15 protein-coding genes are annotated in these 20,770 nt (G+C 70.0%); 7 read left to right on the plus strand and 8 right to left on the minus strand.

Features of this window, described 5'->3' with window-relative positions; genetic code table 11:
- Positions 1-92 precede the first annotated feature (92 nt).
- Positions 93-1,313, minus strand: a complete 1,221-nt coding sequence (locus ACIBTS_RS34495) for an NYN domain-containing protein (protein ID WP_399324643.1) — start codon at positions 1,311-1,313, stop codon at positions 93-95.
- A 223-nt stretch (positions 1,314-1,536) separates the two neighbouring features.
- On the opposite strand from ACIBTS_RS34495, the gene ACIBTS_RS34500 reads away from it, so the two are divergent.
- The gene (locus tag ACIBTS_RS34500; protein WP_099937555.1) at positions 1,537-1,701 is read left to right on the plus strand and encodes a hypothetical protein; all 165 of its coding nucleotides are present in this window, start codon (positions 1,537-1,539) and stop codon (positions 1,699-1,701) included.
- A gap of 114 nt (positions 1,702-1,815) precedes the next feature.
- On the opposite strand, the gene dnaE is transcribed toward ACIBTS_RS34500, so the two are convergent.
- On the minus strand, positions 1,816-5,355 hold the full coding sequence (dnaE, locus tag ACIBTS_RS34505) for a DNA polymerase III subunit alpha (protein ID WP_399324644.1): 3,540 nt from the start codon (positions 5,353-5,355) through the stop codon (positions 1,816-1,818).
- Between the two features lie 201 nt (positions 5,356-5,556).
- On the opposite strand from dnaE, the gene ACIBTS_RS34510 reads away from it, so the two are divergent.
- From ACIBTS_RS34510 to ACIBTS_RS34525, 4 genes are all read left to right on the plus strand, one after another.
- Positions 5,557-6,897, plus strand: a complete 1,341-nt coding sequence (locus ACIBTS_RS34510) for a DUF2252 domain-containing protein (RefSeq protein WP_399324645.1) — start codon at positions 5,557-5,559, stop codon at positions 6,895-6,897.
- 81 nt (positions 6,898-6,978) lie between these two features.
- Complete coding sequence (locus ACIBTS_RS34515; protein WP_319671265.1) at positions 6,979-7,671, plus strand: hypothetical protein; 693 nt, start codon at positions 6,979-6,981, stop codon at positions 7,669-7,671.
- A gap of 112 nt (positions 7,672-7,783) precedes the next feature.
- Positions 7,784-8,593: a thioredoxin domain-containing protein gene (locus ACIBTS_RS34520; RefSeq protein ID WP_399324646.1), complete on the plus strand. Its 810-nt coding sequence runs from the start codon at positions 7,784-7,786 to the stop codon at positions 8,591-8,593.
- A 93-nt stretch (positions 8,594-8,686) separates the two neighbouring features.
- Positions 8,687-10,357, plus strand: a complete 1,671-nt coding sequence (locus ACIBTS_RS34525; RefSeq protein WP_399324647.1) for an alkaline phosphatase D family protein — start codon at positions 8,687-8,689, stop codon at positions 10,355-10,357.
- Positions 10,358-10,390: 33 nt separating this feature from the next.
- Here the strand turns inward: ACIBTS_RS34525 and ACIBTS_RS34530 are convergent, their stop codons facing one another.
- Positions 10,391-10,960, minus strand: coding sequence for a dienelactone hydrolase family protein (locus ACIBTS_RS34530; RefSeq protein WP_079662930.1), 570 nt, complete (start codon positions 10,958-10,960; stop codon positions 10,391-10,393).
- Positions 10,961-11,058: 98 nt separating this feature from the next.
- On the opposite strand from ACIBTS_RS34530, the gene ACIBTS_RS34535 reads away from it, so the two are divergent.
- Positions 11,059-12,168 (plus strand): mechanosensitive ion channel family protein, encoded by a 1,110-nt coding sequence (locus ACIBTS_RS34535; protein WP_399324648.1) that lies wholly within the window; start codon positions 11,059-11,061, stop codon positions 12,166-12,168.
- 31 nt (positions 12,169-12,199) lie between these two features.
- On the opposite strand, the gene ACIBTS_RS34540 is transcribed toward ACIBTS_RS34535, so the two are convergent.
- From ACIBTS_RS34540 to ACIBTS_RS34560, 5 genes are all read right to left on the minus strand, one after another.
- Positions 12,200-13,786: a Na+/H+ antiporter gene (locus tag ACIBTS_RS34540; RefSeq protein WP_399324649.1), complete on the minus strand. Its 1,587-nt coding sequence runs from the start codon at positions 13,784-13,786 to the stop codon at positions 12,200-12,202.
- Positions 13,787-13,852: 66 nt separating this feature from the next.
- Positions 13,853-14,326 (minus strand): GNAT family N-acetyltransferase, encoded by a 474-nt coding sequence (locus ACIBTS_RS34545; protein WP_399324650.1) that lies wholly within the window; start codon positions 14,324-14,326, stop codon positions 13,853-13,855.
- Positions 14,323-15,267 carry an RluA family pseudouridine synthase gene (locus ACIBTS_RS34550; protein ID WP_079662926.1) on the minus strand — a complete coding sequence of 315 codons (945 nt, stop codon included), beginning with the start codon at positions 15,265-15,267 and terminating at the stop codon, positions 14,323-14,325. Before ACIBTS_RS34550 ends, ACIBTS_RS34545 begins: the two co-directional genes overlap by 4 nt.
- A gap of 43 nt (positions 15,268-15,310) precedes the next feature.
- Positions 15,311-15,907, minus strand: a complete 597-nt coding sequence (lspA, locus tag ACIBTS_RS34555) for a signal peptidase II (RefSeq protein WP_079662925.1) — start codon at positions 15,905-15,907, stop codon at positions 15,311-15,313.
- Between the two features lie 67 nt (positions 15,908-15,974).
- Positions 15,975-16,865, minus strand: coding sequence for a TraR/DksA family transcriptional regulator (locus ACIBTS_RS34560; RefSeq protein ID WP_399324651.1), 891 nt, complete (start codon positions 16,863-16,865; stop codon positions 15,975-15,977).
- Positions 16,866-17,468: 603 nt separating this feature from the next.
- Between ACIBTS_RS34560 and ileS the strand changes: the two genes are divergently transcribed.
- A complete protein-coding gene (ileS, locus tag ACIBTS_RS34565; protein ID WP_399324652.1) occupies positions 17,469-20,612 on the plus strand; it encodes an isoleucine--tRNA ligase in 3,144 nt (1,047 codons plus the stop codon).
- Positions 20,613-20,770: the final 158 nt, after the last annotated feature.

Raw genomic sequence — 20,770 nt, forward strand, 5'->3', positions numbered from 1 at the left:
CGAGTCACCGGTGCCGCGCGCGTACTCACAAGGCACGAGACTACGGGGTCGGGGACCTCCGCCCGCCGTCGGGGGCGTCCCGAGTGCCCGGTTCAGTCCCCCGCCGGGGCGTGCTCGGCCGCCGTCCGTACGTCGATCTCGCGCCAGAAGCCCGCCCGGATGGCGTACCGGTCGTGTTCGTCGATCTGGTCGTCCTTGTGGGCGAGCAGTCCGAAGCGGGCCGCGTACCGCAGCAGCTCGCCGTCGATCCGGTGCGGGATCCGCGGGTACATGCCCGACAGCTTCTGCAGATGGCCCTGGTCGCCGAGGCGTTCCATCCACCGGCGCGCGAAGACCTGCCCCACCTCGTAGGGGTCCCCGCCGACGGTGGTGATGTCCTCCTCGCGGTCGGCCCACCGCTGCTCCGCGGTGGTGAGCTGCGCGAGCGTCGGCATCGAGGCGACCTCGGAGGGCTCGGCGGCGGCGCCGGGGCGGTCGACCCAGCCCTTGTCGGAGGACCAGCGCAGGGTCGCGGTGGTGGGGTGCTGGGCGGCCCGCTCGCCCGGTGCGCGCAGGGCCGCCAGGTCCTTGGGGGTCGGGACGCCCTTGGGGGCGGGGACGCGCTCCTGCGCGCCGTTCTGGGAGGCGCCGGCCCCGGAAGGGTGCTCGGCCTCCTCGGCGGTCCGCTCGGCGGCGGGGGCGAGGCCGGAGTCGGGCAGCGGCGCGGAGAGGATCGCGGCGATCTCGGGCCGGGGCGCGGGCGGCGGGGCGCAGATCCCGCCGGTCTCCTTGGCGCGGACGGCCTTGGTGATCCACGTCCGGTCCAGGACGCGCCGCTCGTCGGCCTCGGCGACGAGGTCCTCGGACTGGTTGTAGTCGCCGTCGGCGGCCTGTACGGCCCACAGGTGGACGGCGACGCCGTGCTCCTTGGCGGCCATCATGCCGGGCAGCAGGTCGCCGTCGCCGGTGACGAGGACGACGTCGGAGCAGGCGCGGTTGCGGGCCAGTTCGGTCAGCTCGGCGTGCATGGCCGCGTCGACGCCCTTCTGGGCCCAGCGGCCGTCACTGCGGGTCAGCGCGCCCAGCCGGACCGTCACCCTGGGCATCACGCGCAGCCTGCGGTGCTCGGGCTGGGGGACGCGGTCCGGGGCGCCGTCGAACCAGTAGATGCGCAGCAGTGGCCGCTCGGTCTCGGACTCGGCCTGTTCGCGCAGGCCCTGGACGAGGGCGGCGTGATCCACGGTGATCCGGGACCGCGAGGGCTCTCCGGCAAGGAGACTGGCGGCGGCCCCCAGCAGATACCCGGCGTCCACCAGGACGATGCAGCGGTCCACACGACTCACCCTCTTTACGGGAGGTTTGCTTTGGGCTTCCTTCGAGTCTGCCCGACCTGACGGGGGTTAACGGCCCGAACTCGATCTTCGGCGTGGCGTTTGCGGCACTTGCGCTCCGACAACCCCTGTTACAGAAGGTAATTATCCGAAATGCGTCGTAAGTCAGCCTATGTGAATCTGGTCCCGTCTCTGGCCCTCAGATCCCCCCAGGAGGCAGATCACCATGGCCAAGAACAAGAAGCAGGATCGTAAACAGCCGCAGTCCGAGCGTGGTCAGCAGCAGGCCCAGCAGTCCTCGATGCAGGACCAGGCCGAGCAGCGCATCTCGCAGGTGACGCCTGCCGATGTCGCCCGCAAGGGCCGGCAGAAGCGCTTCGGCCACAACTGACGTCCGCAGGGCGGGCTGTTGCAGCCCAAGCACACCGAGGGGCGCATCCGAAACCGGATGCGCCCCTCGCGCTTGAGTCGCGTCAGCCGCTCAGTGCGTCGGCCGCTTCGTCCGTCAGCCGGCCAGGCAGGACGGGCCGAGCAGCACCTTCAGATCGCCGAACAGCGCGGGGTCGGGCTTGACCCGGTGCCGGTCCAGGCGCAGGACGGTCGTCTTCGTCGGGCCCTGGAGTTTGATCCGGACCTCGCTGTCGCCCTTGTGGTGGGTGAGGATCTCACCGAGGCGGTTGATCATCGGCGGGGTGACCCGGGTCGCCGGGATGGTGAGGATCACGGGCGCGTTGGTGCCCGCGTTCGACAGGTCCGGCACCTGGAGCTCCATGGCGACGAGCCGCGGCACGTCCTCCCGCTTGTCGAGGCGGCCCTTGACGAAGACGACGGCGTCCTCGATGAGTTGGGTCGACACGAGCTGGTAGGTCGCCGGGAAGAACATGCACTCGATGGAGCCGGCGAGGTCCTCGACGGTGGCGATCGCCCAGGCGTTGCCCTGCTTGGTCATCTTGCGCTGGAGACCGGAGATGATGCCGCCGATGGTCACCACCGCGCCGTCCGCGTGCTCACCTCCGGTGAGCTGGGCGATGCCCGCGTCGGCCTTGTCGGACAGCACGTGCTCCAGGCCGAACAGCGGGTGGTCGGAGACGTACAGACCGAGCATCTCCCGCTCCTGGGCGAGCAGATACGTCTTCTCCCACTCGTCGGTGGTGAACTCGACGTCGAGTCCGAAGCCGGGCTCGGTCGTCTCCTCCTCGCCCATGCCGCCGAAGAGGTCGAACTGCCCCTCGGCCTCCTTGCGCTTGACCGCCACCACGTTGTCGATCATCGGCTCGAACTGCGCGGTGAGGCCCTTGCGGGTGTGCCCGAGGGTGTCGAACGCGCCCGCCTTGATCAGCGACTCCGTGGTGCGCTTGTTGCAGGCGACCGCCTCGACCTTGTCGAGGTAGTCGGGGAAGGAGGCGTACTTCCCCTTGGCCCTGCGGCTCCTGATGATCGACTCCACCACGTTGGTGCCGACGTTGCGCACGGCTTCGAGGCCGAAGAGGATCACGTCGTCACCCTGGGCGGCGAAGTTGTGCACCGACTCGTTGACGTTCGGCGGGAGCACCTTGATGCCCATGCGCCGGCACTCGTTGAGATAGACGGCCGACTTGTCCTTGTCGTCCTTCACCGACGTGAGCAGTCCGGCCATGTACTCGGCGGGGTGGTTCGCCTTCAGATAGGCGGTCCAGTACGAGACCAGGCCGTACGCGGCGGAGTGCGCCTTGTTGAAGGCGTAGCCGGCGAACGGGACCAGTACGTCCCACAGGGCCTGGATGGCCTCGTCGCTGTAGCCGTTCTTCTTGGCGCCGGCCTGGAAGATGGTGAAGTTCTTCGCCAGCTCGTCGGGCTTCTTCTTGCCCATCACGCGGCGCAGGATGTCGGCCTCGCCGAGCGAGTACCCGGCGATGATCTGGGCGGCCTTCTGCACCTGCTCCTGGTAGACGATCAGGCCGTAGGTGACGGCCAGGACCTCTTCCAGGGGCTCCTCCAGCTCCTTGTGGATCGGGGTGATCTCCTGGAGCTTGTTCTTGCGGAGCGCGTAGTTGGTGTGCGAGTCCATGCCCATCGGGCCCGGACGGTAGAGCGCGGAGACGGCGGAGATGTCTTCGAAGTTGTCGGGCTTCATCAGGCGCAGCAGCGAGCGCATGGGTCCGCCGTCGAACTGGAAGACGCCGAGGGTCTCGCCGCGCTGGAGCAGTTCGAAGGTCTTCGGATCGTCGAGCGGCAGGGCCAGCAGGTCCAGGTCGATGCCCTTGTTGGACTTCACCATCTTGACGGCGTCGTCCATGATCGTCAGGTTGCGCAGGCCGAGGAAGTCCATCTTCAGCAGGCCGAGCGACTCGCACTGCGGGTAGTCCCACTGGGTGATGGTCACGCCGTCCGTGTGCCGCACCCAGATCGGGGCGTGGTCGACGATGGGCTCACTGGACATGATCACGCCGGCGGCGTGCACGCCCATCTGCCGGACCAGGCCCTCGACGCCCTTGGCGGTGTCGATGACCTTCTTGACGTCCGGCTCGTTCTCGTACATCGCGCGGATCTCGCCCGCCTCGCTGTAACGGGGGTGCGAGGGGTCGGTGATGCCGTTGAGGTCGATGCCCTTGCCGAGGACGTCGGCGGGCATGGCCTTGGTGAGCCGATCGCCCATGGCGTACGGGTAGCCCAGCACGCGCGCGGAGTCCTTGATCGCGTTCTTGGCCTTGATCTTGCCGTAGGTGCCGATCATGGCGACCTTGTCGGCGCCGTACTTCTCGGTGACGTACCGGATCACCTCGACGCGCCTGCGCTCGTCGAAGTCGATGTCGACATCCGGCATGGAGACGCGCTCGGGGTTGAGGAACCGCTCGAAGATCAGACCGTGCGGGATCGGGTCGAGGTCGGTGATGCCCATGGCGTAGGCGACGATCGAACCGGCCGCGGAGCCTCGGCCGGGGCCGACCGCGATGCCGTTCTTCTTGGCCCACATGATGAAGTCGGCGACGACGAGGAAGTAGCCCGGGAACCCCATCTGGATGATGACGTCCATCTCGTACTCGACCTGCTTCTGCCGGTCCTCGGGGACACCGCCGGGGAAGCGGCGGTCCATGCCCCGGCGGACCTCCTCCTTGAACCAGCTGACTTCGGTGAAGCCCTCGGGGATGTCGAACTTCGGCATGAGGTTCTTCGCCTCGAACATGCCGGTGGTGTCGATCTGCTCGGCGACCAGGAGGGTGTTGGCGCAGCCCTCCTGCCAGGCGTCCGAGGAGTCGATGGCGTACATCTCGTCCGTGGACTTCAGGTAGTAGCCGGTGCCGTCGAACTTGAAGCGGTCCGGGTCGGAGAGGTTCTTGCCGGTCTGGATGCACAGCAGCGCGTCGTGCGCGGTCGCCTCGTGCGCGTACGTGTAGTGCGAGTCGTTCGTCACCAGCGGCGGGATGCCGAGCTTCTTGCCGATGTCGAGGAGGCCGTCGCGGACCCGGCGCTCGATCTCGATGCCGTGGTCCATCAGCTCCAGGAAGTAGCGGTCCTTGCCGAAGATGTCCTGGTAGTCGGAGGCCGCCTTCAGCGCCTCGTCGTACTGGCCGAGGCGCAGCCGGGTCTGGAGCTCGCCGGAGGGGCAGCCGGTGGAGGCGATGAGCCCCTCGGACCACTGGGCGATGGTCTCCTTGTCCATCCGGGGCCACTTCTGCAGCCAGCCCTCGGCGTACGCGTCCGAGGAGAGCCGGAAGAGGTTGTGCAGGCCCGTCGCGTTCGCCGCCCAGATCGTCTTGTGGGTGTAACCGCCCGAACCGGAGACGTCGTCGCGCTTCTGGTGCGGCTGGCCCCACTGGATCTTGCGCTTGTTGCGCCGCGACTCGGGGGCGACATACGCCTCGATCCCGATGATCGGGGTGACGCCGGCCTTCTTCGCGGAATGGAAGAAGTCGTACGCCCCGTGCAGGTTGCCGTGGTCGGACATGGCGATATGGGTCATGCCCATCTCGTTGCACGCGTTGAACATGTCCTTCAGCCGCGCGGCACCGTCCAGCAGCGAGTACTGGGTGTGGACGTGCAGGTGCGTGAACGGCGGCTTTGACACGGCGTGGCCTCCATGGAAAACGCTCGGCGACAGGCTGGCGGACAGTCTGGGGGACAGCGTCGAAGTCTATGCCTCGGCACTGACAATCGTCGGGCACTCCCGAGTACCTTCGAGCGTTGCAAGATGACGGACGGCCGTCCGGGGGAGACGGCACATCCGTCCCACACGTCACGCTCCACCTGCACCAGGAGGCACCCAGCGATGTCGGTTTCGCAGCCAGGCGACGAGCACCGCGGCGAGGAGATCCTCGCCGTCTTCGACACCGCGTTCGGCGAGCTCCTGGCCGCCGACCCGGCCGCGTTCCGCGTGAAGTTCCGGAAGATGGCCGCCTCGGCGTTCGCGTTCTACCGGGGCACGGCGGGCCTCTTCTACTACGACCTCACTGCAAATAATCAGTTTGGGTCGAAGCGGGGCGGCCCGTTCCTGGACGAGCGCACCTCGCGCGTGTGGATCCACGGCGATCTGCACGCGGAGAACTTCGGCACGTACATGGACGCCAACGGTCGGCTGATCTTCAACGTCAACGACTTCGACGAGGCGTACGTCGGCCCCTTCACCTGGGACCTCAAGCGCCTGTCCGCCTCCCTCGCCCTCATCGGCTACGCCAAGGCGCTCGGCGACGAGCAGATCAGCGAGCTGGTGGAGGTGTACGCGGGCGCGTACCGCGAGCGCATCCACGCCCTGGCCACCGGCGCCAAGAGCGATGAGGTGCCGCCGTTCACCCTGGACACCGCCCAGGGCCCGCTGCTCGACGCGCTGCGCGACGCCCGCTCCCTGACCCGCTTCGGACTGCTGGACTCCATGACGGAGATCCGTGACTTCGAGCGCCGTTTCGCGCCGGGCGGCGGCTCCATCGAGCTGGACGCGGCGACCCGCTACAAGGTCCTCGCGGCCTTCGACGGCTATCTGGAGACGCTGCCGGAGACGTCGCTGGCCCGCCCGGACTCCTACCGGGTGAAGGACGTCGTCGGCCGCCGCGGCATCGGCATCGGCTCGGCCGGTCTGCCGTCGTACAACATCCTCCTGGAGGGCCACAGCGACGCCCTGGAGAACGATGTCGTGATCTACATCAAGCAGGCCCAGACCCCGGCCGTCTCCCGGCACATCACCGACCCGGCGATCCGGGGCTACTTCCAGCACGAGGGGCACCGCACGGTGATCTCCCAGCGCGCCCTGCAGGCGCACGCGGACCCCTGGCTGGGCTGGACCGAGCTGGACGGCGCGGGGCAGCTGGTCGCCGAGGTGTCGCCGTACGCGGTCGATCTGGACTGGGGCGACATCGACGACCCGGAGGAGATCGCGGGCGTCGTCGCCGACCTGGGCCGCGCCACGGCCACGATGCACGCGGCGGCGGACGACACCTCCGGCGAGTCCCTGGTGCCGTTCTCCACGGAGCGGGCCATCGACGCGGCGATCGCGGCCGACGAGGAGGGCTTCGCGCCCCTGCTGGTCGACTTCGCGCACGCCTACGGGGCACGCGCGCGCGCCGACCACCAGATCTTCGTCGACCTGTTCCGCAACGGCCGGATTCCCGGCCTCTGACAACAGCTCTCCAACAGTCCGCTTTCTCACAGGCACCCTTTAGGGGTCTCTTACCGGAGCGCGTGACACACTTCCTCCGCTATGGACATATCCGGGACCCGCCTCAGAGCCGTACGCGCGGCGCTGTTCACGGCACTCGTCGTGACGCTCAGCACCGCGTCGCACGTGCTGCTGTCGCGGGCTCCGCTGCCGCTCAACACGGTGGCCGCCGTCGCGGCCGCCGTGTTCGTGCTCGCGTACGCCCTCGCGGCCCGCGAGTGCGGCTTCGGGCGGATCGCCGCCCTGCTGATCCCGCTGGAGCTGGCGGCCGACACCGTCTTCACCACCGGCCAGCACGTCTGCTACGGCCGGGCCGGCGGCCCGGTCGCCGGCCCGCTGGCCTCGGTCGGCTGGGACGTGCTGTGCGGCGACGGCACGCCCGTCGGCAGCCCGCTGGCCCAGGTCACCGGCACCGACACCGACAAGCTCGGTGGTCTTCTCGCCCACGCCGACCCGGCCACCGCATGGCTGCTGCTCGCCGCGCACGTCACCGTCGGCCTGATCGCGGCCGCCTGGCTGCGCCGGGGCGAGCGTGCGCTGGCGCAGCTGCTGCGGGCGGCGACCGCGACCACCTTCCGCCCGCTGCTGCTGGCCGTGGCCGCGGTGACCGTACGACGCGCCCCGGCGGCCCGCCGCCTGCCGCGGCCCACGCGCCGTGCGACCACCGTCCGCGAGCGGATCCTCGTGCACTCCCTGGGACGGCGTGGACCGCCGTGCTCGGCCGCCGCGCTCTGAGGCGGACCCTCCGTCCGACCAGGGCCGCGCAGCTGAGCACCTGAGCTCCCCACCAGCAGTCCCCACACACACTTCCGCGCACTCCCTGTGCGCGTCCCCTTTGGAGAACACCATGAGCAAGCGGAACAGTGCGGCGGCGAAGACGGCGGCCCGCGAGCGGCTGCGCATCGAGCGCGAGCGCGAGGCCAAGCGCGCCAAGGTCAGGCGGCAGATCATCGTCGCCTGCTCGGCCGTCGGCGTCCTGGCCGCGGCCGGCGGCATAGGCTACGCCGTCGTCCAGGCCAACAAGCCCAGCTACTGGGACGAGGCGAAGGACGCCAAGGTGGTCGCCCCCGCCAACACGACGGGCACCGACGGCACCACCGTGGTCATCGGCAAGAGCACCGCGAAGAAGACCCTCAAGATCTACGAGGACCCGCGCTGCCCCGTGTGCGCGCAGTTCGAGCAGACCGTCGGCTCGACGGTGAAGAAGGACATCGACGACGGCAAGTTCAAGTTCCAGTACATCGGCGCCACGTTCATCGACAACAAGGACAACGGCGAGGGCTCCAAGAACGCGCTGAGCGCCCTGGGCGCCGCGCTGAACGTCAGCCCCGAGGCGTTCCTCGAGTACAAGACGGCGCTGTACTCGGCGAAGTGGCACCCGGACGAGTCGAGCGACGAGTTCAAGGACGACGCCTACCTCATCAAGGTCGCGAACACCGTCACCGCGCTGAAGAACAACACCAAGTTCCAGGACGCGGTCAAGAAGGGCACCTACGACGCCTGGGCGATGGCCATGTCGAAGACCTTCGACACCAACAAGGAGGGTGTGAAGGGCACGCCGGGCTTCGTCATGGACGGCAAGCAGCTCAACAACGGCACCCCGCTGCTGACGGTGGCCGACTTCGACAAGGTGGTGGGCGAGGCCCTCAAGGGCTGACGCCGACGGGGAACCCAGCCGCCGCGTGAAGAGCGGGCGAACTTTTCGAGTTCGCCCGCTCCCGGCACATACCGATCAGTAACCTGATCGGTCGTGACCAGTCGACACAGATCACCCGAGGCGCCCCAGGGCCCCAACTCCCTTTCGCCCCGCCGCCGTACGGTCGTCAAGGCCGCGGCGGCGACCGCGGTTCTGGCCGGCCCGCTCGCCGCCGCGCTCCCGGCCCGCGCAGCCGCGGACACTCCGGCCTTCCTGCACGGCCTCGCCTCCGGCGATCCGCTGCCCGACGGCGTGCTGCTGTGGACCCGCGTGACGCCCACCGCCGAGGCGATACCCGGCTCCGGACTCGGCCCCGACACCGAGGTGAGCTGGGTCGTCGCCAAGGACAAGGCGCTGACGAACATCGTGGCCAAGGGCTCCACCACCGCCTCGGCCGCGACCGACCACACCGTCAAGGCCGACATCCGGGGCCTCGCGCCCGCGACCGACTACTACTTCCGCTTCTCGGCCGGCGGCGCCGACTCCCCGGTGGCGCGCACCCGCACCGCGCCGGCGGCGGACGCGGCCGTGCCCTCCTTGCGCTTCGGCGTGGTCTCCTGCGCCAACTGGGAGGCCGGCTACTTCTCCTCGTACCGCCACCTCGCGGCCCGCGGCGACCTGGACGCCTGGCTGCACCTCGGCGACTACATCTACGAGTACGGCACCGGCCAGTACGGCGCCCGCGGCACCGTCGTCCGGCAGACGGCGCCCACGCACGAGATCCTCACGCTCGCCGACTACCGCACCCGGCACGGCAAGTACAAGACCGACCCGGACCTTCAGGCCCTGCACGCCAAGGCGCCGGTCGTCGCGATCTGGGACGACCACGAGTTCGCCAACGACGCCTGGTCGGGCGGCGCGGAGAACCACACCGAGGGCGCCGAGGGCGCCTGGTCGGCCCGTCAGGCGGCCGCCAAGCAGGCCTACTTCGAGTGGATGCCGGTCCGCCCCGCCCTCGCCGGCACCACCTACCGGCGGCTGCGTTTCGGCAAGCTCGCCGACCTGTCCCTGCTGGACCTGCGTTCGTTCCGCTCGCAGCAGGTCAAGGTCGGCAACGGCACCGTCGACGACCCGGACCGCACGATCACCGGCCGCGCCCAGCTCGACTGGCTGAAGGCCGGGTTGAAGGCGTCCGACACCACCTGGCGGCTGGTCGGCAACTCGGTGATGATCTCGCCGTTCGCCATCGGTTCGCTCTCCGCCGACCTGCTCAAGCCGCTCGCCAAGCTGCTCGGGCTGCCGCAGGAGGGCCTGGCCCTCAACACCGACCAGTGGGACGGCTACACCGACGACCGCCGCGAACTCCTCGCCCATCTGCGCTCGAACGCCATCGGCAACACCGTCTTCCTGACCGGTGACATCCACATGGCGTGGGCCAACGACGTGCCGGTGGACGCGGGCACCTACCCCCTGTCGGCGTCGGCCGCCACGGAGTTCGTGGTCACCTCGGTGACCTCCGACAACCTCGACGACATCGTCAAGGTCCCCGAGGGCACCCTGACCGCGCTGACCTCGCCGATCATCCGGGCGGCCAACCGGCACGTCCACTTCGTGGACACCGACCGGCACGGCTACGGCGTCCTGGACATCACCGCCGAGCGCGCGCAGATGGACTACTACGTCCTGTCCGACCGCACGAAAGCCGACGCGACCTCGGCCTGGGCCCGTTCGTACCGCACGCGCACCGGCACACAGAAGGTCGAGCGCACCTACGACCCGGTGTAGAGGTGTGGCCCGCCGCCCCGGTGCGGCGGGCCGCTACAGCGAGTCGAGGAAGCCGAGTGCCACCCGCCAGGTGGCCTCGGCGGCCTCCTCGTCGTAGTCGGGCAGGTCGGGGTCGGTGTACAGATGCCCGGCGCCCGCGTACCGGTAGATCTCCACATCGGCGCCGGCTCTGCCCATCTGCAGATACCAGGCGCTCAGCCAGTCGTCCGTCTCGAACTGGTCCGGCTCCGCGACATGCAGCTGCACCGGCAGGTCGTCCACCGAGACGTTCGGCGCGAGGTCCGAGGTGCCGTGCAGGAGCAGCAGGCCCCGCGCCTTGTCGTCGCCGAGGGCGAGGGTCTGCGCGATCGACGCGCCCAGCGAGAACCCCGCGTACACGAGCCCACGCTCCGAATAGGGCGCGGCGGCCAGGACGGCTCTCTTCAACAGCTCGTCCTTGCCGATCTCCTCGTTGTGGGCCATGCCCTCCTCGACCGTGTCGAACGTGCGCCCCTCGAAGAGGTCCGGCGTCCACACCTCGTGCCCGGCGGCACGCAGCCGGTCCGCCGCCGCACGCACCGCGGGCCGAAGGCCATAGGTCGAGTGAAAGAGCATGATGTTCATGCGCCCATGGTGCCAGCCTGCACTGACAACGCCGTGCGTGCGCCTCTTCACAGAAGTCGCATGTTCAAGGTCCCGCCCGTCCGGTTACGTTCGAAGGCATGGAGAACCTGCTCCGCCCCGTGATCGTGGTCGGCGGTTCGGTCGTGCTGACAGTCCTCATCGGCTGGGCCACCGACCGTCTGCTGTCCAAGGCCGACCTGCGCCACCCCGAGACCCCGATGTGGGGTCTGCTGCGCCGTGGCCGCATCCCGTACCAGCTCGTGCTGTGCGCGGCGATGCTGAGAGGGTCCTACGACGCCGCGCAGATGCTTCAGGACCATCGGACCGGCATCGGCCAGGCCCTCACCCTGGTGCTGATCGGCTCGGCGGCGTGGCTGGTGATCCGGATCGCGGCGGCGATCGTGGAGACGTCGTACTCGCGCTATGCGCGCATGCACCGCGATCCCGCACGGGTGCGACGGGTGCGGACCCAGGTGTCGCTGATCATGCGAGTGGTGGCGGCCGTCGTCGGCGTGGTGGCCGTGGCCGCGATGCTGCTGACGTTCCCCGCCATGCGCGCCGCGGGCGCCTCGCTGCTGGCCTCGGCCGGCATCCTCGGCGTCGTCGCCGGTGTGGCCGCCCAGTCGACGCTGAGCAACATGTTCGCCGGGCTGCAGATCGCCTTCGGCGACATGGTGCGCATCGGCGACACCGTGGTGGTGGACGGCGAGTGGGGCACGGTCGAGGAGATCACCCTGACCTTCCTGACCGTCCGCACGTGGGACGAGCGCCGGATCACCATGCCGGTGTCGTACTTCACCTCGAAGCCGTTCGAGAACTGGTCGCGCGGCACCCCGCAGATGACCGGCATCGTCTACTTCCACGTCGACCACACGGCGCCGATCGAGGCGATGCGCGAGAAGCTGCGCGACATCCTGCGCGAGTGTCCCGCCTGGGACGGCCGCGCCTGCGGCCTGGACGTCACCGACACCACCCCGAACACGATGCAGGTGCGGGCCCTGGTCACGGCGAAGGACGCCGACGACATCTGGACGGTGCGGGTCACGGTCCGCGAGCAGATGGTCCGCTGGCTGGCCCGGGAGCACCCCTACGCGCTCCCCAGGGTCAACACGGCCGACGCGACGCCACCGCCGGGCGGACGCCTCCCGGCCCAGTCCTCCTCCCGGGACGGTGCCGCCTCCCCGGACGGGGCCGTCCGCCACGGGTGAGGCGAGCCGGCTCGGGGACCGGGGACCGGGGTCACCGCAGGCTGCGGACGTCCAGATGCCGCAGCACCCGGTCCACGATCTCCGGATCCGCGCCCGGCTCGCTCCGCGCCGCCACCACCTCGTGCCGCGCCGCGCTCAGCATCTCCCCCTGGATCCGCCGCACCCGCTTCAGCCGCCGCACCCGGTGCTCGTGCGCCTCCCGCCGCTCGTCCTCCCCGACGTCCGGGCTGATCCGCAGCCCGATGTCGAAGGCCCGCCGCAGCATCTGCTCGGACAACTCCTCCGGCAGCTCCTCCTCGGCCTCGATCTCCCGCAGCCGCCGCTTCGCCGCCTTCGCGGCCCGCACCGCGAGCTCCTTCTCGAACTCCTTCTCGTGGTCGGCGTCCGACTGCACATCGAGCCGCTTGACCAGCCACGGCAGGGTCAGCCCCTGAAGGATCAGCGTCGCCATGATCACGCCGAACGCGATGAAGACGATCTCGTCCCGGTCGGGAAAGGCGCCCCCGTCCTCGGTCTTCAGCGGCACGGCCAGCGCCAGCGCCACCGACGCCACCCCGCGCATCCCGGACCACCACATGACGACGGTCTCCCGCCAGCTCATCGGAATGTCCTCGTCGTGGTCCCGCCGGGCGTGCAGCCGCTTCGTCAGCCAGGTGGCCGGCATCAGCCACAGCAGCCGTACGACGACGACCACGGCCACGATGACGCCCGCCCAGCCCAGCATCTCCCCCCAGCGCCCGGACGCCGTGCGGATCGCGTTGTGCAGCTCCAGGCCGATCAGGCCGAACGCGACGCCCGTGACGAGGGTGTCGATGATGTCCCAGAAGGTGTGACCGGCCAGCCGGGTCAGCACGTCGTCGGGGTCGGTGGCGTACTCCGCGAGGAACATCGCGGTGGTCAGCACGGCCAGCACCCCGGACCCGTGGAACTCCTCCGCCAGCACGTACGAGGCGTACGGCACCAGCAGCGTCAGCCCGATCTGCAGGGTCGTGTCGCCGAGCACGTCCAGCAGCCTGTTCGCGCCCCAGCCGAGCGCGACGCCCACGGCCACCGCCACCACGGCGGACAGCACCAGGTCGAGCCCGGCCCGCCACGGTGAGAACGTCCCGCTCACGGCCGCGGCGATCGCGACGTGGTACAGCACGATGGCCGTCACGTCGTTGAACAGCCCCTCGCCCTCCAGGATGGACACCAGCCGGCGGGGCAGCCCGAGCTGTCCGGCCACGGCGGTGGCGGCGACGGGGTCGGGCGGTGCGACCAGCGCCCCGAGCGCGACGGCCGCGGCGACCGGCAGTCCCGGCACGATCGCGTGGGCCACGGCCGCCACGCACACCGTCGTGACGAACACCAGCGCCACGGCGAGCAGGATGATCGGCCGCACGTTCGCCGCGAACTGCCGCCAGGAGGTCCGCCGTACCGCCGCGTACAGCAGGGGCGGCAGCAGAAGGGGCAGGATGAGGTCCGGCGGGATGTTCACGTTGGGCACGAAGTCGAGCACCGCGAGAACGATCCCGAGCAACGTCATCAGCACCGGCGCGGGCAGCCCCAGCCGGTCGCCGAACGGGACGCTCACCACGGCCCCGAGCAACAGGATGAACAACAGGGCCAACTGATCCACGGTCAGGCTCCGGGGTCTAGACGATCAAGAGCATCCAGACCTCAAGCGTCGCACGGCCACCGGGGGCTACAGCGAACGCCGCATTGACCTGTGCGCGATCCCCGCCTCCAGGTCCTCCGGCCCGTACGCCACGTACCCCAGCCGCTCGTAGAAGCCCAGTGCGTGCGTCTGCGCGTGCAGGTCCACGGCCCTGAGCCCACGCGCGTGTGCCGCTTCCTCGATGGCCCGCACCAGCGCCACCCCCACGCCCAGCCCGCGCGCCTCGCACCTCACGGCGAGCCGCCCCAGCGAGCCCACCGACGGATCGCCGCCGGTCCTGGCCGCGGCCGCCTCGCCGTACAGCAGCCGCCCGGTCCCGAGCGGCAGGCCGTCCTCCCCCACCGCCAGCACATGCACGGCGCCGGCGTCATGCGCGTCGTACTCCAGGTCCTCCGGCACGCCCTGCTCGCCGACGAAGACCTCCTTGCGCACCGCGAAACACGCCTCGCGGTCGGCGGGGTCCTCGGCGACGCGCACCGTGTACGCGCGCGGGGTGCTCATCCGTAGGTCTCCTCGCGAACCTGGTCCAGCGCCTTCCGCAGATCCTCGGGGTAGTCGCTGGCGAACTCCGCCCACTCCCCGTCCCCGGGGTGCTCGAAGCCCAGCCGGACGGCGTGCAGCCACTGCCGGGTCAGCCCCAGCCGCTTGCCGAGCGTCGGGTCGGCGCCGTACGTCAGGTCACCGACGCAGGGGTGGCGGTGGGCGGCCATGTGGACGCGGATCTGGTGTGTACGGCCCGTCTCCAGCTTCACGTCCAGCAGGGAGGCCGCGCGGAACGCCTCGATCAGGTCGTAGTGCGTGACGGAGGGCTTGCCCTCGGCCGTGACCGCCCACTTGTAGTCGTGCTGGGGGTGTCGGCCGATGGGCGCGTCGATTGTGCCGCTCGTCGGGTCGGGGTGGCCCTGGACGAGCGTGTGGTAGCGCTTGTCGACCGTGCGCTCCTTGAACTGGCGCTTCAGTGACGTGTACGCCCGCTCCGACTTGGCGACCACCATCAGACCGGACGTGCCGACGTCGAGGCGGTGCACGATGCCCTGGCGCTCGGCGGCGCCGGAGGTGGAGATGCGGTAGCCGGCCGCGGCGAGCCCGCCGATGACGGTGGGCCCGCTCCAGCCCGGCGACGGGTGCGCGGCCACGCCGACCGGCTTGACGATCACGACGACGTCCTCGTCGTCGTGCACGATCTCCATGCCCTCGACCGGCTCGGCCACGATCTGCACGGGCGCGGGGGCCTGCGGCATCTCGACCTCCAGCCAGGCCCCGCCGCTCACCCGCTCGGACTTCCCGACCACCGAGCCGTCGACCGAGACCTTCCCCGCCGCGGCGAGCTCAGCGGCCTTGGTGCGGGAGAAGCCGAACATGCGGGAGATGGCGGCGTCGACGCGCTCGCCCTCCAGGCCGTCCGGCACGGGCAGGGTACGGATCTCGGGAATCGTGCTCACCCGTCGAGTATGCCGGACGGGTCGGACACCCCCGAACGCACGCTCAGTCCTTGTGGACGGTGCCGTCCGGGTCCAGCCCCTTGAAGGACAGCAGCACGATCAGGATTCCGCCGCACACGATCGCCGAGTCGGCGAGGTTGAAGACCGCGAAGTGCTTCGGTGCGATGAAGTCCACGACCGCGCCCTCGAAGACGCCCGGCGCACGGAAGATCCGGTCGGTGAGGTTGCCCAGCGCGCCGCCCAGCAGCAGGCCCAGCGCGATCGCCCAGGGCAGGCTGTAGAGCTTGCGGGCGAGCCGGGCGATCACCACGATCACGGCCGCGGCGATCACCGTGAAGATGATGGTGAAGGCCTCCCCGAAGCCGAAGGCCGCGCCCGCGTTGCGGATGGCCTCGAACTTCAGCCAGTCACCGACGATCTCGATCGGTGCGTGGTGCTCCAGCTTGGCGACCACGATCATCTTGCTGACCAGGTCGAGTACGTACGCGAACGTGGCCACGGCGAAGAGCACGGCGATCCGGCGCTTGCCCCTGGGCCGTGCCTCGGTGCTCTCCTGCTCGCCCGGGCCGGATGACTGCTCCGGCTCGGACCCCGCCTCTGGGGTGTCCGGCGTACCGATGACGCGCTCCGCCTCTGCCACGTGAGTCCCTCAACTTAGGTACCTGACTGAGGACGAGGGTACGGCACGCCCCCCGACAGCCAGGAGATCAGTACCGGCGCTCTTGCTTCTGTTTGCACTCGACGCACAGCGTGGCCCGCGGGAAGGCCTGCATCCGGGCCTTGCCGATGGGTTTGCCGCAGTTCTCGCACAGCCCGTAGGTACCGGCGTCCAGCCGTTCCAGGGCGTGCTCGGTCTGGATCAGCATCTCGCGCGCGTTGGCGGCCAGCGCCAGTTCGTGCTCGCGGGTGATGTTCTTCGTCCCGGTGTCCGCCTGGTCGTCGCCGGCGCCGTCCCCCGAGTCCCTCATCAGCCCCGCCAGGGCCGTCTCGGACGAGGCGAGCTCCGCCCGCAGCCGCGCCTGCTCGGACTCGAGGTCCGTGCGGGCCTCCTCGACCTCCTCGGGCGTCCACGGCTCCTCGCCGGGGCGCACCGCGAGCTCGCCCGGCTCCACCGCGGCGAGGCGTGCCTTGGGGACGGCGGTCTTCGCCGCCGTGGCCGTACCCGGAGTCTTCTTCGCAACCACTGTCGTGGCTCCCGTCTGCTCCGCGGCCGAGGCCGCGCCCACCTTCTTGGCCGTGCTCTTCCTGCCCGCGCTCGCCGCGGCCACGCCCTTGGCACCACCGATCTTCTTGTCGGCGGTGGCCTTCTTCGCGGCCGGCTTCTTCGCGGCCGCCTTCCCGACCGGCCTCGCCCTCCCGACGGGTTCCGCCGCCTTCTCCACAGGTCTTCGGTCCGCCGCCTTCTTGACCACCGCCTTCCTGGCCGCCGCCTTCTTCGCGGTCGTCTTCTCGGGTGCCGCCTTCTTCGTCCCCGTGACGGCGGACGACCGCACCGTCTTCACGGCCTTGGCGTCCTTGGCGTCCTTGGCCGCGCCGCCGGAGGCACCCCTGGACCTGCCGGATGCCGACTGCTGTACGGCGGTCTTCTTCGCCACCATGGCCGCGGCCCCTTCACATATTGTGATCTTGCACGCGAATCGTGCTGGGACGATAAATCGACTTGGAGCCCGCGGCAACGGGGCGCACCGCCCGATTCGCCCGCCTCGCGCACGCCACGCGGCAAGCCTGCATGCGTTGTGCCCAGCTCCCCGCCGGGTAATCCGCCGATCCGGGCATCCCGGAATGCGAACACGCGTATCTCCACATAGAGCCACCATTCGGGGCATCCCGGACCTGCCTATGCCCCGCGCCCGACGGCCCCGTAAACCGGTCGGCTGCTGTCGTCGGGGAGCCGTACACTGGGCGGAGCGAAAAGCGTGGATGGGGACGAGTAGCGGCGTACGCAGCCCAGAGCGACCCGGGGACGGTGGAAGCCCGGGGGCGAGCGCGACGTGAAGATCACCCCGGAGCCGCCGGAAGAAGACCCTCCCCGGGTTGGTAGAACCGGCATCGCGACCCCAATGAGGGGGCTCACCGGCGCGTAGAGCGCACCGGAGGGCCAAGGAGGGTGGTACCGCGGGAGCGCGCCGCACACGGCGTAGACAGACAACAAGGCTCTCGTCCCTCCGACGGAAGGCAGTACGTCCGCCGGAGGAAGATCGATGACGCAGTACCGCCAGGTGCCCGCCCAGGTCGACCTGCCCGCCCTCGAGCACGCGGTGCTCGACTTCTGGCGCGAGCAGAAGATCTTTGCCAAGAGCCTGGAGCAGTCCGAGGGCCGCCCCGAGTGGGTGTTCTACGAGGGCCCGCCCACCGCCAACGGCATGCCGGGCGCCCACCACATCGAGGCACGCGTCTTCAAGGACGTCTTCCCCCGCTTCCGCACCATGCGCGGCTACCACGTGGCCCGCAAGGCCGGCTGGGACTGCCACGGCCTCCCGGTGGAGCTGGCGGTCGAGAAGGAACTCGGCTTCAGCGGCAAGAAGGACATCGAGGCCTACGGCATCGCCGACTTCAACGCCAAGTGCCGCGAGTCCGTGCTCCGCCACACCGACGCCTTCTCCGAGCTGACGACCCGCATGGGCTACTGGGTCGACCTCGACGACGCCTACGTCACGATGGACCCCGCGTACATCGAGTCGGTCTGGTGGTCGCTCAAGGAGATCTTCGGCAAGGGCCTGCTGGTCCAGGACTACCGCGTCGCCCCCTGGTGCCCGCGCTGCGGCACCGGCCTCTCCGACCACGAGCTGGCCCAGGGCTACGAGACGGTCGTCGACCCCTCCGTGTACGTCCGTTTCCCCCTCACCTCCGGTCCGCTCGCCGATGAAGCCGCCCTCCTGGTGTGGACGACGACCCCCTGGACACTGGTCTCCAACACGGCCGTGGCCGCGCATCCCGACGTGACCTACGTCGTAGCGACCGACGGCGAGGAGAAGCTCGTCGTCGCCGAGCCGCTTCTCGCCAAGGCGCTCGGCGAAGGCTGGGAGACCACCGGCCAGACCTTCACCGGCGCCGAAATGGAGCGCTGGTCCTACCAACGTCCGTTCGAGCTCGTGGAGTTCCCGGCCGACGTCGAAACGCACTACGTGGTCAACGCCGAGTACGTCACCACCGAGGACGGCACGGGTCTGGTCCACCAGTCCCCCGCCTTCGGTGAGGACGACCTCAAGGTCTGCCGCTCCTACGGCCTGCCGGTGGTGAACCCGGTGCGCCCGGACGGCACCTTCGAGGAGTCCGTACCGCTGGTCGGCGGCGTCTTCTTCAAGAAGGCGGACGAACAGCTCACCGAGGACCTTCAGCAGCGCGGCCTCCTCTTCAGGCACATCCCGTACGAGCACAGCTACCCGCACTGCTGGCGCTGCCACACCGCGCTCCTCTACTACGCGCAGCCGTCCTGGTACATCCGCACCACAGCCGTCAAGGACCGCCTCCTCCAGGAGAACGAGAAGACCAACTGGTTCCCGGACACGGTCAAGCACGGCCGGTACGGCGACTGGCTGAACAACAACATCGACTGGGCGCTCTCCCGCAACCGCTACTGGGGCACCCCGCTGCCGATCTGGCGCTGCGAGGACGACCACCTCACCGTCGTCGGCTCGCGCGCGGAGCTCACCGAACTGACCGGCGCCGACCAGTCGCAGCTGGACCCGCACCGCCCGTTCATCGACGCGGTCACCTTCGCGTGCCCCCAGGACGACTGCGGGCGCACGGCCACGCGCGTGCCGGAGGTCATCGACGCCTGGTACGACTCGGGTTCCATGCCGTTCGCGCAGTGGGGCTACCCGTACAAGAACAAGGAACTCTTCGAGTCCCGCTACCCGGCGCAGTTCATCTCCGAGGCCATCGACCAGACCCGCGGCTGGTTCTACACGCTGATGGCGGTCGGCACCCTGGTCTTCGACGAGTCGTCGTACGAGAACGTCGTCTGCCTCGGCCACATCCTCGCCGAGGACGGCCGCAAGATGTCCAAGCACCTGGGCAACACCCTCGAGCCGATCCCGCTGATGGATCAGCACGGTGCCGACGCGGTCCGCTGGTTCATGGCGGCCGGCGGCTCGCCCTGGGCGGCCCGCCGGGTGGGCCACGGCACCATCCAGGAGGTCGTCCGCAAGACGCTCCTCACCTACTGGAACACGGTCGCCTTCCAGGCCCTGTACGCCCGCACGTCCGGCTGGGCGCCCAGTGGGGCCGACCCGGCCCCGGCTGAGCGGCCCGTCCTGGACCGCTGGCTGCTGTCCGAACTCCACGCCCTCACCGACCAGGTGACGCAGGCTCTGGAGAGCTACGACACCCAGCGGGCCGGCAAGCTGCTCTCGGCGTTCGTCGACGACCTGTCCAACTGGTACGTGCGCCGCTCCCGGCGCCGCTTCTGGCAGGGCGACAAGGCCGCGCTGCGCACCCTGCACGAGGTCGTCGAGACGGTCACCAAGCTGATGGCACCGCTGACGCCGTTCATCACCGAGCGGGTCTGGCAGGACCTGATCGTGCCGGTCACCCCGGGCGCCCCGGAGTCGGTCCACCTCTCCTCCTGGCCGGCGGCCGACCTCGCCGCCATCGACCCGGAGCTGTCGAAGCAGATGGTCCTGGTCCGCCGCCTGGTGGAGCTGGGACGCGCCACGCGTGCGGAGTCGGGCGTCAAGACGCGCCAGCCGCTGTCCCGGGCGCTCATCGCGGCCACCGGCTTCGACGCCCTCTCCCCCGAGCTGCACACGCAGATCACGGAGGAGCTGAACGTCGAGTCCCTGGCGTCCCTGTCGGAGGTGGGCGGCAGCCTGGTGGACACCACCGCCAAGGCCAACTTCCGGGCCCTGGGCAAGCGGTTCGGCAAGCGCGTGCAGGACGTGGCCAAGGCCGTCGCGAACGCCGACGCGGCCGCGCTGTCCCTCGCCCTGCGCGAGGGCACGGCGTCCGTGGACGTGGACGGCGAGACCGTCGCCCTCGCCCCCGACGAGGTGATCATCACGGAGACCCCGCGCGAGGGCTGGTCGGTCGCCTCCGACTCCGGTGCCACGGTCGCCCTGGACCTGGAGATCACCGAGGAACTGCGCCGGGCCGGCCTGGCCCGTGACGCGATCCGGCTGATCCAGGAGGCCCGCAAGAACAGCGGCCTCGACGTCGCCGACCGCATCGCGCTGCGCTGGACCGCGACGGACCCGGCGACCGTCGACGCGCTCGCCGGTCACTCGGCCCTGATCGCCGACGAGGTCCTCGCCACGGACTTCGCCCAGGGGGAGGCCGACGACGCCTACGGCGCCCCGTTCACCGACGAGAGCCTGACGCTGACGTTCCGCCTGCGCAAGGCATAACGGCGACGAGAAGGGCCCGGTCCCCTGGGGAACCGGGCCCTTCGACATCTCAGGCCCACATCCCCGGTCGACATCTCCGGTGACTTCGTCAACATCGTCAACACGCGTAAAAAGGGCGGGACCCCGGATCGAAAATCCGGGGTCCCGCCCTTTGAACG

The organism is Streptomyces sp. NPDC050121, assembly GCF_044460385.1.
Classification (GTDB): Bacteria; Actinomycetota; Actinomycetes; order Streptomycetales; family Streptomycetaceae; genus Streptomyces; species Streptomyces soliscabiei.